This is a genomic window from Cohnella herbarum (genome assembly GCF_012849095.1).
Taxonomy (GTDB): Bacteria; Bacillota; Bacilli; order Paenibacillales; family Paenibacillaceae; genus Cohnella; species Cohnella herbarum.
The window spans coordinates 5171363-5188939 of record NZ_CP051680.1 but is presented as its reverse complement, the minus strand read 5'-3'; the positions used below and the strand labels follow the sequence as shown (position 1 = coordinate 5188939).

Genomic DNA, 17577 nt, shown 5'->3' with positions numbered 1-17577 from the left:
TTCACGCCAAAAGAAGCACCTTCAGAATGAAGGTGCTTCTTTTGGTTAATTAATAATTAATCCATCCTTCATCGTGATGACGTGGTCAGCATATGAGAGCATTTCTTCATCATGCGTCACGAGTAAGGTTGTAATGTTTAATTCTTTCGTCAATTTACGGATGAGCGTCATGACATCCTTGGATCTGGTGGAGTCTAGACTTGCAGTAGGCTCATCGGCAAATAGCATTTTTGGCTTGTGGATGATGGCACGACCAATCGCGACCCGCTGTTTCTCCCCACCGGACAATGAGGATGGATAGGCGTTTTTGCGATGCTCCATGCCGATTGCTTTGAGGATCTTCATGACTTCTTCTTTTTGCTCGCGTTTACTCATCTTGGTCTCCGACACATTCAACATCAGCATAAGCTGATCTTCTACGGTAAGGAAGGGCACGAGATGAGAGGATTGAAAAATAAATCCGAACTGACTGGCGCGTATTTTACGAATCTCTTCTTGCGTCATGTCGATCATGTTCTTTCCCTCGAAAATAACCTGTCCGCCGGATGCGCGCTGAAGGCCAGCCGCGATCGTTAGAAGCGTGCTTTTACCAGATCCCGAAGCACCTACGAGAGCCGTTATTTCCCCTTGTTGTTGGGAAAGATTGACCCCGTTTAAGACTTGTTCGTCGACTTCGCCGTTCGTAAACGTTTTTCGGACGTCTTGTATCGTGAAGGTAGTCATATTAGACATCTCCTTGCTGTATGGCTTGTAGCGGCTCGACTTTGCGAATTTGCAGACCGGAAAGCGATGCGCCGATAAATCCAATGATTATGAATAGGATCGACAATTGAATGGTAGTCCCCATCGTGAGACTAAAAGGCATGCCTTCCGGTGCGATCGAATTAAAGCCCTGACTGAGCGCAATGGATAATACAAGCGCGATCGCGGTGATGAAGAACATTTGAGTCCACATCATACGGAATAAAGTACTTGTTTTTACGCCGATTGCTTTCAAGATCCCGTACAGTCCGATCTTCTGGACATTCATCATATAGAAGAAAATCGCAAACAACATGCCGCTAATGGCGACTAAGAACCAAATAATCATGTTAAGGGACATTTGTTCGGCACTATAGCTCGCAATCGTGTTCAGTAGCTGATTTTTTGAAAAAGATTGTAATCCGTCAATAGACTGAGGTTGATCCTGCGTTGGGATGAAAAGCAATTGCATCGTATTCACGCGGTACATTTCTTTATAGTTATCCATGTGGATAAAAGCAACGGGCGCGTGGCTGTATTTCTTCTGGTCCGCAAATCCGATGACTTTAAGTTCACCGCTGAACTGATTGTTCGTTAATACGTCTCCGACTTGAATGCCATCTTTCTCTAAGGAACGATCTAAGACGATTTCTCCTGGCTTCACGTTCTCGAACAATTTAGATTCGGTTGAAGTCACGAAGGCAACTCCATGCTGTTTGTCCTCCGCATCGTTCACGAATCCCATCTGAATGGAAAGTGCCGCTGCATCCTTATGTTCCTGTAACACGCGTTCTTGTACGCTTGGATCTATTTTGGAAAGAGTATAGGTTTCATCCGCTTTTTCATTCATATAGAAATGACCGGAGGGTAGATTCTTGATTAAAGCCGCGTTATCTTGCGATAAACCATTGGCGAGTCCCGATATGATAAAGGTCAAAAAACTAACTAAAAAAATGATGGAGCCTAAAATAACAAACTTCGCTTTGCTTTTCTTGATTTCTTTCCATGCCATATTCATGACTGCACCTCCCTTTCTCTGTTGCACTTTGAGTATGCAGTCGCAATATGAACGGATGATGAACGGAGCATTACAGGCTCATCATCACCGTTATTATGATGCCGCAGAAACGAATTACAAATGACGCCTATGCGGATACCGGTTGAGTACCGGTGCCAGCATAGGCGTCATGAAGGGTGAGGGATGAAACCTCTATTATTCTAAGCTAGTCGCGTCTTAAAATCCTGATAGCCGAATTGGCGGACCACGTTGCAATCGCCGTCTTTGCTTTGAACGGCAATGGCCGGCAGCGCCATACCGTTAAATGTGTTGGTCTTCACCATGGAATAGATCGCCATATCTCCGAACACGATACGATCGCCGCACTTTAACGGTTGATCGAACGAATAGTCCCCGATTACATCTCCCGTGAGGCAGGTTTGGCCTGTCAGTCGATAAGTAAACGGCTTCTCTCCGGGATCTCCCGACTCCAGAACGGGGGGACGATACGGCATTTCCAATACGTCCGGCATATGACAAGTCGCGGAGGTATCGAGAATTGCGATATCGATTCCGTTCTTATGAAGATCCAGCACGGAGGTGATGAGGTAACCCGCGTTGAGCGCTACGGCTTCCCCTGGTTCCACATAAACCTCTAGACCATATTTTTCTTGCATCCGCTTAATACAAGCTTCGAGGGTGGAGAGATCATAATCGTCTCTCGTGATATGGTGGCCGCCGCCAAAGTTGATCCATTCCATCTGCGGCAGCCACTCTCCGAACCTCTCTTCGACCGCGCGCAGCGTCGTTTCCAAGTCGTCGGAATTCTGCTGGCAGAGGGTGTGGAAGTGCAGTCCTGATACGCCGTCCAGCAAGTCCGGGCGGAAATCCTCCCGTTTGACCCCGAACCGGGAGCCGGGCGAACACGGATCGTAGATCTCGTGGCCGACCTGGGTCGAGCATTCCGGGTTGATGCGCACGCCGATCTTCCGGCCGGCTTGAAGAGCCTTGTCTTTAAACTTCTCTAACTGCGAGAAGGAATTAAAAATGATATGGTCGCAGATGGAGATGATTTCATCGATCTCGTCTTCCCGATAGGCGGGGGCAAAGACGTGGTTTTCTTTGCCCATCTCCTCGTGGCCTAATCGGGCTTCGAATAAGCCGCTAGCTGTCGTGCCGTTCAAGTATTCGCCGATGAGGGGGTAAAAGGTTGTCATAGAGAATGCTTTTTGGGCCAAAATAATCTTTGCTCCCGTTCGCTGCATCACGCCGCTCAGGATTTTAAGATTTTTCTCGATGAGAGCTTCATCGACGACGAAACAAGGCGTTGGCAGTTCGTCAAACCGCATCTTATCGAACCAATGCCGGTTGCTTACGAGCCTCTTGACCATCGTCAACCAGAACAGGATTAAAGTCTTCTACCCACGGAAGTCCCCATTTGTTCAACTCTTCCATGAACGGATCCGGATCGAACTCTTCGACGTTGTATACGCCGGGTTTGTTCCATTTGCCGGTAAGGACCATAGCCGCGCCGATCATGGCTGGAACGCCGGTCGTATAAGAGATCGCTTGCGAGCCCACTTCCCTGTAGCACGCTTGGTGGTCGCAAACATTGTACACGTAGTATGTTTTGTCTTTGCCGTCTTTTTTCCCTTGGAAAATGCAGCCGATATTCGTTTTGCCGACGGTACGCGGCCCCAGCGATGCGGGATCCGGCAACACGGCTTTTAAGAACTGGAGAGGAATGATCTGCTTGCCTTCGAACTCGATCGGCTCGATCGAAGTCATTCCGACGTTCTCCAATGCTCTAAGGTGAGTCAGATAGCTTTGACCGAATGTCATGAAGAAGCGGATACGCTTAAGTCCCGGCATGTTAACCGCAAGGGATTCCAGCTCTTCATGGTAAAGCAAATACATATCCTTCTGGCCAACTTCGGCGAAGTTATATTCGCGCTTGATTTCCATCGGCTTGGTTTCGATCCATTCTCCGTTCTCCCAATATCTGCCGTTGGCGGATACTTCGCGGATATTGATCTCCGGATTGAAATTCGTCGCGAACGGATAGCCGTGATCGCCGCCGTTGCAGTCCAGAATGTCGATGTACTCAATCTCGTCGAAGTAATGCTTGAGCGCGTAAGCCGAGAATACGCCCGTGACGCCCGGATCGAATCCGCTGCCTAGAAGAGCGGTAATCCCGGCTTTCTCGAAGCGTTCGCGGTAATCCCACTGCCATTTGTATTCAAACTTCGCGGTATCTTCCGGCTCGTAGTTAGCCGTGTCCATATAGTGGGTTTTCGTTGCCAGACAGGCATCCATGATGGTCAAATCCTGGTACGGCAACGCCAAGTTCATGACGATATCCGGTTTTACCTCGTTAATTAAAGCGATCAGCTCGTCCACATTATTGGCATCCACTTGGGCTGTCGTAATTTTCGTTTTTCCGCCATCCAGCTGTGCTTTTAACGCATCGCATTTCGATTTGGTCCGGCTCGCGATGCAGATTTCTTCAAAAACCTGGCTGTTTTGAACGCATTTATGGATGGCTACCGATGCCACTCCTCCGCAACCGATGACTAACGCTTTTCCCATTTCTCGATCTCCCTTGCTTTCAGATTTGTTTGAGGGTCCAGATGAATGAGTTTTTACGCACAAAAAAACAAGTCGTAAAAACGCATCATCGCGTATCACACTTGTTTAGATATACATACGAATATTAAACGTCCCCGCAAATGGGACATAGCTTTTGTAAGGAAGCTAAATAATATTCAAAATATATCAGTAACGAATCAGAGTCTAAATAGCAAATAATCACTATGCCACTCTTATTGACCGTTTCACAAGTTGTGTGCGAATGCACTGGTTGTAAAGTAACCAACTCATAAAATTTGAGCTTTTAACTCAATCAATAAGGCAACTTAACGTTGCCAGTCGGCATTTGACCCGGCTGTCCGTATGGCCTTAACTTCCTTATCGGAAGTGGTCAAAAATTATCTGCTTGGAAAGGCTCCGTATATTTTGAATAACTGCTTTCCAATAACGCAATCTCATAATATCACAAACTCTGAATATAGCAATGGGAAATTTTTTTTTTCGACATTTGATTCTCGATGTAAAAGGCTCTCTAGACCGAAAGTCACTTGTCTCGATTGCTTCGAATGAAGCGATTGCGAAGATAACCCTACAAGATCAGCTTCGCGAGACGATGAATCCCCTGGTCGATCGATGCTTCATCTACTTTCGCAAACCCCAGCACCCATCCTTTTCTTTTGCTTTCCAAACAATACGGTCCAAGAGGGTACACGCGTATTCCTTCCCGAAGGGCTAACATTGTCACGGCTTCTTCGTCGTACGACTCTTCGGCTTCAAGCAACATATGCAATCCCGTTTCTACGCCGCTTAGCGTAAAACGCTCCCCTAAACCGCTAGTCATAACAGCCTTTGTCATGGCTTCGTGCCTTCGTCGGTACACATTTTTGACTCTTCTCATATGGCGCATAAAATGCCCGTTCTTGATAAAGTGGGTTAGCGTTAATTGGTCCATAATCGGGAGGTGACGGTAAGTCAGCTCTTGTACCCTGGCTAGTTGAGCGATTGCCTCGCTAGAGCCGACGATTGACGAAATACGAATGCCTGGAGCGATCATTTTGGAGAAACTCATTAGGTACAAGGTATTATTCGGTTCTTGGCTCATTAGAGTTGGAAGCGGCTCCCCGCGATATCGAAATTCACTATCATAATCGTCCTCAATGATCCAAAGTCGTTCTTGAACGGCCTTATGCAGCAATTGTTGCCTGCGCGGTTCCGACATAACGACTCCGGTCGCGCACTGGTGCGAGGGGGTCGCAAAGATCAGTTTGGATTGCGGGTGAATACGCTCAACCACTAGACCGTATTCATCAACGGGAACGGGTACCACATTCATACGTCGATATTTCATCGCCATCCAGGCCGCCGGAAAACCGGGATCTTCTACGGAAACGGTGTCGCCGTCAGCTAAAAGCGATTGTGCGATTAAGTCAATGCTATGTTGAGCTCCCGAGGTTAATAGAATCTGGTTTGTTTGGATATGGATGCCTCGTTCAAGCGATAAATAACGCTGAATTTCCTCGCGTAACGGCGTAAAACCATAGGGATTACCGTAAGCCCAGCTTGATAGATCCATATCGGCGGATGCTTGGAGAAGCGATTGTCGCCAGTTCTTTTGAAATTGTCCATCCAAGTAGGGTTCATGGGGGCTAAAATCAATATCCGCTTTTCGCTGTTCCTTGCCTCTGAACCAGTCATGCAACAGATCTACAGCCGAATCCAACAAGGGAAGCGAGGGGGGAGTGGGACCATTTGTCATGTTTTCATTCGTTGGCTTAGCGACGTGCTTCCAATGACTTACTCGCGTTCCTCCCCGGCGAGAGGTAACCGTGTAGCCTCGACTTAGCAATTCCTCGTAGACGATCTGTATCGTCGAGCGGGAGACCCCTACCATGTGAGCAAGCTCGCGAGAAGGAATCAGCAATTCTCCAGGGGCCCAGATTCCGTTAGTTATATTATGAATCGCTTGATCAAGCAGTTGCTGCCAGATCGGCCTCTTATCATTACGAATTACTTTCATCATCGTATACACCTCAAAATAAAAGCTCCAACCCTAATATGTTTATTATGGATTGCTTTTAAACGTATTTTTTGGATCTTTTAGCACACTCCATTCATTGATATACTACCGAATAACGCTGGTATTCGCAATCTGGCCGTTGCCGCGCTCTAGAAGATTATCGGAGCTAGGGATGAAAACGATAGGAGTGAAGGGAGAGATTTCGAAATGGATTCGGTTCGCTACAAGATCAGAGAGTGCCAGGATCAAGAGAAGATCGAGAGTTTTCTTCACCGAGCGAGAATCGGGTATCTTGGGTTGGTCGACGGAAAGCTGCCCTATGTTGTACCGCTTAATTATGTATGGACCGAGGGGAAACTTTATTTTCACGGAGCCGGAGATGGAAGACGTAATCAAGTCATGAGCGATAATCCGGAGGTATGTTTTACGGTATGCGAGGAATACGGAACCATTACGGATCCGGTACCTGCCAAAACGGATACGGCTTATATGAGCGTAATGATATTCGGACAAGCGGAACCGATCGCGGATTTGGATGAAGCGACTTATGTACTTCAGGAAATGATCAATAAGTATGTCCCCGGTTACTATGACCGCGCCTTGCCCAAGCAACATGTGGAAAGGTATAGGTCGGCTGTATTCGGCGGACCGGTTCAAGTTTGTCGGGTAATTCCTCGCCATATGACGGCAAAAGAAAGTCCTGTTGAAGCAGAAAAAATGTATAGAACGGGCATGAATGCCGGACGAATAATTTAACGACAAGATATCTTTGCGACCCGCGCCATACATGGATAGAATTTCTCGAGTAAGCTGCAGTCTACTCTCTGTGCGTTCACATGGAGTCGAGCTGCGGCTTATTTTTGTTGCGATTCGGGGATGAGGGTCGCCACCCTCGCGCTCTACCTATTTCGGAGTAGATTTCGGCTCGGTTGCGAGGCTAAACGCGTCAAAATACCTCGAAATGAGTATGGTCTTTTGGTCGCGCGCGCATTAACCTAACAGCGTTGAATGCAACCGGGATGAAGATGAACGGTTAACCGATGATCGCTTTTTCTCCTCTCGGGTACCCGATACCAATCGCATTAGACGATTTTACGAACGAAAGGGATAATCCTATGCAAAAACGCAGCATTCCCTCCTTGCTGGCAGCCGTCGCGTTGCTGTTGCCGCTGCTCGGAGCTTTGACGACAGCGGCACCCCTCCGGACGGTTAGCGCGGCTGCTCCCCAAGGCCAATTGATGACCAGCTTCGAAATGGTAATAAATACGGCTTACGCCGGACGAGCTACGCATTATGTATACAGCTCGGGCGGAACGATTCGCGAAGTCTTCGACCTGCCGCCGGCCGCGGCCGATTGGGCTACGCCTTCCAACTTTTACGAGGCAGGCTGGGGACGTAACAGCACCGCGGAAATCTATACCTACAGCCATAACGGCCGTATCCGGCAAACGTCCGACAAAATGAGTATTCCGCCCGACGCTACTTGGGCTACGATATCCTCTTTCGAAATCGACGATACTCCCGGCCAACCGGTCAATAATCCCGTCTTTCGCTACTCGATGAACGGGTCCGACATTCTGACCGCGACTAACGCGATAGATATTCCGCCGAACGCCCAGTGGGCGACGCTCGCTTCCTTCGGAACGGCTTGGGTGGAGATTAGCAACGTGCAGTATACGAACTACAGCCTGAGCCGTCCGATTCCTTCCGTCGTTTCGTTCTCGATCAGCTCGGACGGAGGAAATCCTCAGTACGTCAAACCCGGCGATTCCCTAACGGTAACGCTTGTAACCGATCGCCCCATCATGGCGCCGATCCTGAGGATGGCAGGCCGCACTCTGTTCTCCGAGGGAGGCGGAACCAATTGGCAAGGCGGTCTGTATCTGTTCGATTATAACGTCGACGAAGGCCCGATTCCGGTATCGGCGGAATTCTATTCCATGGAAGGAGCGCCGGGGTCCATCCTTTCGGCGACGACGGACGGCACGTCCTTCGTTCACGACAAGAATGCTCCCTCTCTTTCCTATACGTTATCGCCCGACGGCCCGACGAATCAGGACGTGACCGTACAGATTACGGCGAGCGATGCGGGTAGCGGAATAGAGATAGTCAAAATGGCGGAAGGTTTGCAAGACGCCTCCTATTTCCTGACGGGAGGGATCACGTTCGCGGGCAGCTTCACGGCGGACGAGAACGGAGCCTTCACCGCGTACGCGAGGGATCGCCTCGGTAAAACAACGGTGCTGCCGGTTACGATCGCCAATATCGACCGCGAAGCGCCGACGTTGACGCTGACGCCGAGCACGACCGCGCCGACGAACGCGGATATCGTGGTGACGGCGGAGGCCGCCGACAATGTCGCGATCGGCAAGCGGGCGTGGGCGGAGGGTACGAGGGATGCCGCCTTTTTCAAAGCCGGCAACGGAACTTCGTTCGCGAATGCATTTTCTGTGGCCGAGAACGGGACATATACCGCCTACGTTGAAGATACGGCCGGTAACGAGGCGTTGGCGACGATCGCCGTCTCTAATCTACTGCGTCAGGCACCGACGATTACGTTGACGCCTTACCCAAGCTCTCCGACGAACAGGCCGGTAGCGGTTGTCATCGAAGCCCGTCCTGCAGGAGAGGAAGCCGGCAACTCGTTGATCGAGCTCCGCTGGGCCAAGGGCGAACATGACGTTGCCTTCTTCGCGGGCGGGGGCGGACAAGATGCGCTTGCAGCGGGGGAGTTCGAAGCGGAGGAGAAAGGCTTCTACTCGGTCTATGCGAGGGATGCGGTCGGCAACGAGGCGGTCGAGCGGATTCTGATTTCCAACTTGGATTCGGAGGCGCCGAGGCTAACGCTAACGCCGAGCTCGACGGCGCCGACGAACGATAGCGTGACGATTTTCGTGTCGGCGCAGGACCTCGACAGCGGGATCGAGAGCCTTCTCTGGTCAGCGCAAGCTCCATTGCCGGACGTTCCGTGGCCGTCCGGCGAGGTCGAAGACAACGAATTCACCGTCGAGACTAACGGCACGTATACCGTGATGGCCTCAGACCGGGCCGGGAACGAAACGCTAGAGTCCGTTGAAGTGACGAACATCGACCGCGAAGCGCCGACGTTGACGCTGACGCCGAGCACGACCGCGCCGACGAATGCCGACGTCGCGGTGACGGCCTCGGCGTCCGACAATGTCGCGATCGGCAAGCGTCTTTGGGCGGAAGGAACGAGGGATGCCGCGTACTTCCAAGCCGGCAACGGCGCTTCGTTCACGGATGGTTTTACCGCGACGGCAAACGGGACGTACACGGCCTATGTTGAAGATACGGCCGGCAACGAAACGCTGGCGACGATTGCGGTGTCCAATCTGTACCGCCAGGCGCTGTCTATCGCGCTAACGCCATTCCCGATAGACCTGACGAACGAGCCGGTAACGGTAGGCGTCGAAGTTCATCCCGAAGGGGAGGACGATGGCAATCCGTTGACTGCGCTGCGCTGGACGAAGGGCGAACGGGACGCCGGCTTCTTCGCTGCCGGAGGCGGTCAAGACGCGCTTGCGGCGGGGGAGTTCGATGCGGACGAGAACGGCTTTTATTCGGTGTACGCTCGGGATGCTGCCGGGAATGAGGCGATCGCATCCATCGACATTCTCAATATCGATCGTGAAGCGCCGACGCTGACGTTAACGCCAAGCACGACGGCGCCAACGAACGATAGCGTGACCGTTGCCGTGAACGCGGCGGATGGAGGAAGCGGCATGGAAAGCGTCCGCTGGTCGGCAGCCTCTCCAGTTCCGGATTCCCCGTGGACGTCCAGCGAGGTTATCGATGACGAATTTACCGTTGAGGAGAATGGAACGTATACGGTTGTCGCCACCGACAAGGCGGGCAACGAAACGACCCGGCAGCTAACCGTGGAGAACATTTTCCTTGAAGCGCCGGCGTTGTCGCTGAGTCCGGAGACGACCGAGCCGGCGGGCGGCAAGGTGAACGTATCGGTTCAAGCGGCCGCCCGGGGAGCGGGGAATTCGATTGCCGACCTCCTATGGTCGGCTGGAGAACGGTCGTTGGGGTATTTCCGCGAAGGACTGAGCGAGAATATTACGGCAACCAGGCAGTTCGATGCGGTTGCCAACGGGAAGTACACTGTCTACGTCCGCGATGCCGCCGGCAATGAAGCGCTGGGGACGATCGAGATCGACAATATTCGGCGCACGAATGCCGCGCTTTCCTCGCTCTTCGCGATGATCGGCGAGGAAAAGGAAGAGCTGGCGTTCACTCCCGCTTTCGATCCCGAACAGCAGAACTATACGCTTAAAGTGGGCAAAGAAGTAAGTTCGCTGACGCTGAAAGCCTTGGCAGCGGATGAGGACGCCGCGGTCCTCGTAAACGGCAAGCCGCTTGTCCGCGGGGAGTCGGTTTCGATTCCTTTGAGCTTCGGCGTCAACACGATTCGGATTGTCGTTTCGGCACAGTTTCCATCCGTACAGAGAACCTATACTATCGAAGCTACTCGCGAAAGTCCGCCTTCTACCGGAGGCGCATCCGGTTCGACGTCCACCGGAGGAACTTCCGATTTGCCGGCCCCCGCATTTACCGTGTGGGTGAACGGCAAGCAGGCGAAGGCCGAGTTGAACGAAACCGCCAGCGGCAGCCCGGACGGCAGGCTTACGAAAGAGCTGAATCTGGAAGATGCCGCGGAGATCGCCGCTCTCGCGCGGCAGAGCGGGGATAACGAGCTTCGCATCGGACCGATCGGCGAGTTCGCTTCGCCGATGGACGCAGTCAAGCTCCGGCTGTCGGCGCGAGCGCTGTCCCAGCTGTCGGCGCATAATATCCGACTGACGCTGGACAGCGGCGTTGCCGCTTATGAATTGCCGGCCAGGATTTCGGTTGCGACCGGAGGAGAGCTGGTCGTGGAACTGAAGGCGCTGCGTCAGCCGAAGGATTCCGAGCGTACGCTAAGCGGCGCCGGTTCAGCCGGCGCGGGCGGGTTAAAGGCGATGCTAGTCGGCGTCCCTGCCGAAGTTGCGGCAAATGTCGCAAGCGCGGCATCCGAAGCCTCTTGGCTTGTGCTGCCTTTGCCGAACGGACTCGATTCCGCCGCCCTGCGCAAACTTGCGGTCTTCCTAGAGAACGGAGACGGCTCGAAATCGATCCTGCCCGGTAAGATCCGCTACGACTCGCAAGGCCGCGCGACCGGCATCGCGGTGCGCTCCGGCGCTTCCGGCCGAGCCGCGGCGCTCCAGGCCGAGCCGATCGAAGTCATGTTCGAGCGTTATGTCAGCGGCTATGCCGCCGGCAGATTCGGCCCGGCCCGGCAGGTCACGCGCGCCGAACTGGCCGCCATGCTCGTCAAACTGTCGGCGGCGGACGGCAACGTCCGCACCGGCGACAGCACCGCGGCGATATTCCGCGATGTGCCGCAGGAGCATTGGGCCGCCGCGGCAGTCGCTGAGGCGTCTGCCGCGGGTTGGATGGGCGGAAAGCCGGACGGACGGTTCAGTCCGAACGATCCGCTGACGCGCGCCGAACTGGCCGCGGTGCTCGCGCGGTGGCGCCAAGTGCAGGCCTCCGGCCAGACCCGCTTCCCGGACGCGGTATCTCACTGGGCCGCCGCAGCGATTACCGCCGCCGAGCGTCAGGGCTGGATTACCGGCTACGCGGACGGCAGCTTCCGCCCCGATCAGAGCGTCACGCGGGCCGAAGCGGTCACGCTATTGAACCGAGTGCTCGGCCGTCCGTCCTTGCCGGCCGGCGGCCAAGCTTGGTCCGATGTGCCCGACTCCTTCTGGGCGGCCGGCGCCATCCGCTCCGCTTCGCAGACGTTTGAGGCGCTCCGCTACCTCAGCGGCGAAGTCGAACTGATCCGCAAGTAAAAACATACGGGGACGTCCCCTTCCCGATTTGCATCTGTACGTCCGATGCGCAAAACACGAAACGCAAAAACGCCAAGAATGCGTCTTGGCGTTTTTGCGTTTCGTGTTATCTAAGGGAGCCGTGACTGCTTCAGACTCCCCCGATTTCAGCGTAAACCCGTTCATGATCTGATCCCATGCAAGGTCGGAGCCCCTCCAATCTCTTCCTCTAGGCACCCAAACGGAAGCGACATGCCGAAGTCCCCAATCCCCATGCGTCACCTCGTGGTAGTCATTCGTTTCGTTCACGACCAGCAGCCGGAATTTACCGGGTACGATCTTTCCTAAGGCGGCGTGCAGTCGCTGAGCATCGCTCTTGGAAGTATCGGTTCTAATAAAACAGATCGACCCCTTCTTAGCCGCCGATATCAGAGCTTTAATGCGACGGTCGACTTTTTGCTTGAAATCGGGATAAGTATCTATCCAGTGGTATCGCAAAGGGAAATCATGGTAAGAGATGACTTGATGTCCGTTATCTCCTACGACGTGTTGATCCGCATCGGTACCCAGAACCTGAAGACGGTCGAATTCCATAAACCCTTCAAACCGATTCCGGATTAATCTGGATACGTTTGCAGCGTCGCGCGAGATAAACCAATCCAGCGGACCGGCGAATTTCCTTAGCTGAAGTCTTCTTAACTGATAAGCGGTTTGACAAGTCGAACCCAAGCTAACATAAGCGCCGTAAGCCCCCGCACCGTCCGTCCATTTCATCCGATTCGCTCCCTTGTCGTCGTCTTCCTATTAAGGGCGATACTTCAATCGGTATATGATGGTCCGTTTGGGAGCGTAACGGCGATAGACCCGGTTCACCGCCATCAGGCGGTGAAGTATTTACCGGCTTTACCGCAACATAATAGACCCGCCGTCGACCATTAGCGTCTGACCCGTCATGTAACTGGAGTCGTCGCTCGCCAAGAATACGGCAACCCGTCCGATATCTTGTTCGCAGTCGCCCATCCGTCTCAACGGAACGGAATCGACCATCGCGTGATACTCGGCAGGGAACAGCTCGCTCCACTTCTTCACGCCCGGAGACAAGGCGATCGGACTGATGCAGTTGACGTTAATGCCGTCGGCGCCCCATTCGTTGGCCGCTACTCGCGACAGCCCGCGAATCGCTTCCTTCGCGGAAGCGTAAGCCGCTTGCGTCGGCATGCCGCTAAGTCCCGCGCCGGAGGCGAAGTTAACGACCGATCCTTTCGTTTCTTTAAGATACGGATAGACCAGTTGCATTAAGAAGAAGGTAGGATAAAAGCTGGTATCGAACGAGAGCGCGAGGTCCTCCGGAGTCGTCTCGGCAAACCTCACTTGTTTGGACACATGCGCGTTATTGACGAGAACGTTGATTTTGCCATAGGCTTGCACGGTTTCGTCTACGATGCGCTTAAGCTCGGATCGTTCGGTAATATTCGCTTTAATGAATTTTCCATGGCTGATTTCATTAAGCTCTTGTTCCGTAGCGCGCCCTTGTTCCTCGTTAATGTCTACGATGACGATCTTAGCGCCTTCCTTGGCCATCGCATGAGCAATACCCCTCCCGATGCCGGAGGCGCCGCCGGTAATAATCGCTACCCTATCTTGAAGTTTCATCATGCATCACCCTTCTGTATTGGGAATGGATTTCGGAGGCCAAACTAACTTAGAGCGTGAGCCCGCCGTCAACGAGGACGATGGAGCCCGTCATGTAGCTGGCGCGATCGGATGCGAGGAACGAGACCATCTCCGCGAGCTCATCCGGCTTCGCATAGCGCCCCATGCGCATATTGCCGACTTCCTCCGGCACGTATCCGCCCGACATGAACGCCTGCTCGACGCCCTTCGTGAGAGCCGTCTCAACGCCGCCCGGACAGATGCCGTTGACGCGGATGCCTTGCTTCACGTATTCGATCGCCGCGCCTTTCGTCAGGCCGACAACTGCGTGCTTGCTCGCGGAATAAGCGGAGGCGCTATGCTCGCTCTTAACTCCAGCGGTTGACGCGGTGTTAATGATCGCTCCGCTTCCTTGCTTTTCCATCACTTTTAGAACATATTTCATGCCGAGGAAGACGCCCCGGACATTAACGTTGATCACCCGATCGAACTCGTTCTCGTCTGTGTCGGCGAGCTTCGAGAACTTCTGTACGACGCCGGCGTTATTGAAGAAAATATCGATCCGCCCGTAAGAATCCACTGCCGCGTTGACGTAACGCTGAACATCGTCGCTATTCGATACGTCGGCCTGCACGAAGATCGCTTCGCCGCCTTGCTCTTGAATAAGACGAACGGTCTCCTGGCCAGATGCTTCGTTGAAATCGACGGCAACGATCTTCGCGCCGTAACCTGCCATTTTTAAGCTGCTTGCACGGCCGATGCCGCTTCCTGCTCCTGTTACGATTGCGATTTTATTGTCCAACATATCTGGATCATCCCTTTCCGGAGTGCTAGCAGATATTCTCTGCATGTTCAGTTTAGTACGCGCTCATTGCTTCTAAATTGTATTTATCAACGATTTGTAGTATTTTTTTAACATTGCAAAATGAACCTAAATCGGACCCGATGGAGGTCGGCATGAATAAGCTCTCAGAGCTGGATGTCTTTGGCCGTCTTCTCAATGACGCGCTTCAAATACCTGTTTTTGTCGTCCGTCCGGGAAGGGAGATTGAATCGGAATACGCCGATCATTCGCTTCGCGCGAATCCGTACTTCGCATCGATTCGCGATCAGATCGCCGGTTACGCATTTGCGCTGCATGCGGCTGAGCATCCGATCTATTTTACCCGTTCCCGTTTACAATATTTCTTCGTGAACGCGCTCGACGAAGACCGGTTTGCAGGCACGCTCGTCGTAGGTCCTTTCTTGCATGAGACGCCGCTCGACGGCGGCCAATGGAACGAGATGATAGATACCCTGCATGAGGGAAATCGGAGCCGGCTTCTGGAATTGTACGAAGCGGTTCCGGTGGTACTCCCGGAGCGCGTTCGCGCGATGAGTCTGATGATCCACTATGCGATTCACCGGAAGCTCGCGGATCCATCGGCGGATCTTCCGGCAGACGGCGTGCCGATAGCGGAACCGGTCGCGGAGAGGCAAGCGCCGGACGTAGAGTTGTCCCGAAGCCGCAGCAGCGGCTTGCTTCACGCGAATTTGTCTCACGAACGCGTTCTGCTGCATTACGTGCGCGGCGGGGAGAAGGAACGAATTCGAACCTTCGTCATGGAATCCATGATCGGCGAGGAAGAGTTCGGCGTGCTTGCCAAACGCAGCAAGCTCCGCAGCGAGAAGAATCTGAAGATTACGGGGATCGCGTTAATCTGCCGTGCGGCGATCGAAGGAGGCATGCACGAAGAGGATGCCCTAACGCTGAGCGACTATTACATTCAGAGGCTGGAGGAGACGAATACGCTGTCCGAGGCGGACACGGTCACGGTAGAGGCATTGTTCGATTTCGTCGACCGGGTGGCGGAGGTCCGTCGAGGCCATTACTCGCTAGCCGTTCAAGATTGTCTGAATGAGATCGCCAACCATTTGTACGGCGAAATCACGCTCGATCGGCTGGCGGAGCGCACTCGTCTCAGCCCGAACTACTTGTCCGGTCTGTTCAAGAAGGAGATCGGTTTGACGATATCCGAGTACGTCCAACGCGAACGGATCGAGGAAGCGAAGAAGCTGCTCACGCTGACCGACTATCCGATCGCCGACATCGCGGCATGGCTGAACTTTAACGACCAGAGCTATTTCAACAAGGTGTTCAAGAGATGGCAAGGGATGACGCCGAGAGCTTATCGGCAGTCCGATCGGCGTCCGGGGCGAGTAAGTTCAAAAAAGAACAAAATTTATTTCTAGGGAGAAGCCCATGGCGAGCATATGGTCGAGCTATAGGGAGCAGATCATTCAGCGAATTAATCAATTCAAAAGTGAAGGATACCTCATTATAGGTATATATATGCCGGCTGAAACGTAGTAAAATGTGGAAGTAAGCGTAGGATTTGAAGTATTGCGTTTGTTTGATGCTAGCTAATTTGGTCATTATTAAGAGGAAGGGGTGACATAGATGTTTCCACCAAGAAGCGGATTAAATGACAAAGGCGACCGGAAGCCGTTAAAAATTGTTATGAACCTACTTGCGAGCAGCGAGCAAGCGAGAATAGCGCCTGCGAAATAAGCATTCGATAGGAGTGAGAGCTGCGCCTAAGTCTTTGGACTTTCGGGGCAGCTTTTTCTTGTGGGAGTATAGGCAAGGAGTTGGAATTATTCATATGAGCTATTATTTTCAAGTCTGCAGTTCGGAGAGCTACCAGCAAAAATACCTTATATTTTTATTGGAGCATTATAACGAACTGAATTTACCTTATTCTTTTCCAGTCTCGCTGAGTTTCCTGGCAAGCCCCGTTCTATTAACAAAAGAAGCTTTCTTGTGTTTCAACAATGAGGATGAAGTTGTCGGGGCGTTTAGTTATATTTGCGGAACTGCGGAGAACCAATATACAGATACGCATGTGGTGCAAATTCAAATTATTTTCTTTGTTGAAAAGTACCGACGAAGCCGACTTTTTCTAGAAAGCTTACAATTTCTAGTGCAATATATATCGCAGCTACCTGAGTCTATTGTTGAGCTCCGTTTCTGGGTTCCGGTCCATCTCCGTTTGAATAGACTACTAGCCAAGCTTGCAGTGAGAGCGGCGACATGGGAGACTGCGCAAGGCGTGATCGATGAATATCATGCCGAATTCAAGGAATGGCAAGATTACATAATGAAGTTCGGAAATAAATGAACGATTAGGAGGTGGGCTACTTATGCTTGCTCATTACCGAAATTGCCAAAGTGATGAGGATTATGCCCAGTTCACTTTATATTTTATCCGCAACCGCAAAGACTTTAACCGCCAATTCTCACTTGCAGATGCACTTGTACATGTACTGGAATCCATTCCTAACTCCTGCATTATTTTAATCACGGACAAGATAGGCGCAATGATAGGTTGGGGGCATTATCGCTATCTCAACAGTGAGAATGAGTTCGATCCTGCAGGCGAAATCGTTTTTGTCAATTCGGTCATTGTTCACCCCTCCTATCGCGGCGGCCGCCTCTTTATTCAAGGGTTCCGCTATATGGTACAACAAATCGTCTCAGAGAATGGTGCCGTTAAATATTTTCAATTTTGCGCGCAGATCGACAACCTCTATCTTAATCGACTGTATGCAAAGTTTTCCCGCGTCATTGGACAAAGAGAAGGCTACTATGGAATAGAAAATGTCTATTCCGCGGATATAGGACAACTGCTTCAGTATCTGAATGGAAGCCCTGATCCAAGTAAGGTACACTAGAAAGCGATAACCTTAAGGCTATA

General features: G+C 52.3%; 12 protein-coding genes and 1 pseudogene. 5 read left to right on the top strand and 8 right to left on the bottom strand.

Features of this window, described 5'->3' with window-relative positions; genetic code table 11:
* Positions 1-45: 45 nt before the first annotated feature.
* The 5 genes from HH215_RS22195 to pdxR form a co-directional block, all read right to left on the bottom strand.
* Complete coding sequence (locus HH215_RS22195; protein WP_169281885.1) at positions 46-723, bottom strand: ABC transporter ATP-binding protein; 678 nt, start codon at positions 721-723, stop codon at positions 46-48.
* A gap of 1 nt (position 724) precedes the next feature.
* Positions 725-1759, bottom strand: a complete 1035-nt coding sequence (locus HH215_RS22190) for an ABC transporter permease (protein WP_169281884.1) — start codon at positions 1757-1759, stop codon at positions 725-727.
* Between the two features lie 200 nt (positions 1760-1959).
* Entirely contained in the window at positions 1960-3087 is a 1128-nt protein-coding gene (gene nspC / locus HH215_RS22185; protein ID WP_169281883.1) for a carboxynorspermidine decarboxylase, read from the bottom strand.
* A 1-nt stretch (position 3088) separates the two neighbouring features.
* Positions 3089-4327: a saccharopine dehydrogenase family protein gene (locus HH215_RS22180; RefSeq protein WP_169281882.1), complete on the bottom strand. Its 1239-nt coding sequence runs from the start codon at positions 4325-4327 to the stop codon at positions 3089-3091.
* A gap of 589 nt (positions 4328-4916) precedes the next feature.
* Positions 4917-6347, bottom strand: a complete 1431-nt coding sequence (gene pdxR / locus HH215_RS22175) for a MocR-like pyridoxine biosynthesis transcription factor PdxR (RefSeq protein ID WP_169281881.1) — start codon at positions 6345-6347, stop codon at positions 4917-4919.
* Positions 6348-6551: 204 nt separating this feature from the next.
* On the opposite strand from pdxR, the gene HH215_RS22170 reads away from it, so the two are divergent.
* Together HH215_RS22170 and HH215_RS22165 are read left to right on the top strand one after the other, a co-directional pair.
* Positions 6552-7100, top strand: a complete 549-nt coding sequence (locus HH215_RS22170; RefSeq protein ID WP_169281880.1) for a pyridoxamine 5'-phosphate oxidase family protein — start codon at positions 6552-6554, stop codon at positions 7098-7100.
* A gap of 284 nt (positions 7101-7384) precedes the next feature.
* Positions 7385-12028 (top strand): annotated as a pseudogene (locus tag HH215_RS22165) (S-layer homology domain-containing protein); the annotation flags it as partial.
* A gap of 18 nt (positions 12029-12046) precedes the next feature.
* Here HH215_RS22165 and HH215_RS36895 read toward each other — a convergent pair.
* The 3 genes from HH215_RS36895 to HH215_RS22155 all read right to left on the bottom strand — a co-directional run bounded on the left by HH215_RS36895 (position 12047) and on the right by HH215_RS22155 (position 14645).
* Positions 12047-12961 (bottom strand): DUF1796 family putative cysteine peptidase, encoded by a 915-nt coding sequence (locus HH215_RS36895; protein WP_310735495.1) that lies wholly within the window; start codon positions 12959-12961, stop codon positions 12047-12049.
* Positions 12962-13090: 129 nt separating this feature from the next.
* Positions 13091-13840 carry an SDR family NAD(P)-dependent oxidoreductase gene (locus HH215_RS22160; protein ID WP_169284524.1) on the bottom strand — a complete coding sequence of 250 codons (750 nt, stop codon included), beginning with the start codon at positions 13838-13840 and terminating at the stop codon, positions 13091-13093.
* A 49-nt stretch (positions 13841-13889) separates the two neighbouring features.
* Positions 13890-14645 (bottom strand): SDR family NAD(P)-dependent oxidoreductase, encoded by a 756-nt coding sequence (locus HH215_RS22155; RefSeq protein WP_169281878.1) that lies wholly within the window; start codon positions 14643-14645, stop codon positions 13890-13892.
* Between the two features lie 152 nt (positions 14646-14797).
* Between HH215_RS22155 and HH215_RS22150 the strand changes: the two genes are divergently transcribed.
* From HH215_RS22150 to HH215_RS22140, 3 genes are all read left to right on the top strand, one after another.
* The gene (locus HH215_RS22150) at positions 14798-16072 is read left to right on the top strand and encodes a helix-turn-helix domain-containing protein (RefSeq protein WP_169281877.1); all 1275 of its coding nucleotides are present in this window, start codon (positions 14798-14800) and stop codon (positions 16070-16072) included.
* 413 nt (positions 16073-16485) lie between these two features.
* A complete protein-coding gene (locus HH215_RS22145; protein WP_169281876.1) occupies positions 16486-17001 on the top strand; it encodes a hypothetical protein in 516 nt (171 codons plus the stop codon).
* 22 nt (positions 17002-17023) lie between these two features.
* Positions 17024-17554 carry a GNAT family N-acetyltransferase gene (locus HH215_RS22140; protein WP_169281875.1) on the top strand — a complete coding sequence of 177 codons (531 nt, stop codon included), beginning with the start codon at positions 17024-17026 and terminating at the stop codon, positions 17552-17554.
* Positions 17555-17577 lie beyond the last annotated feature (23 nt).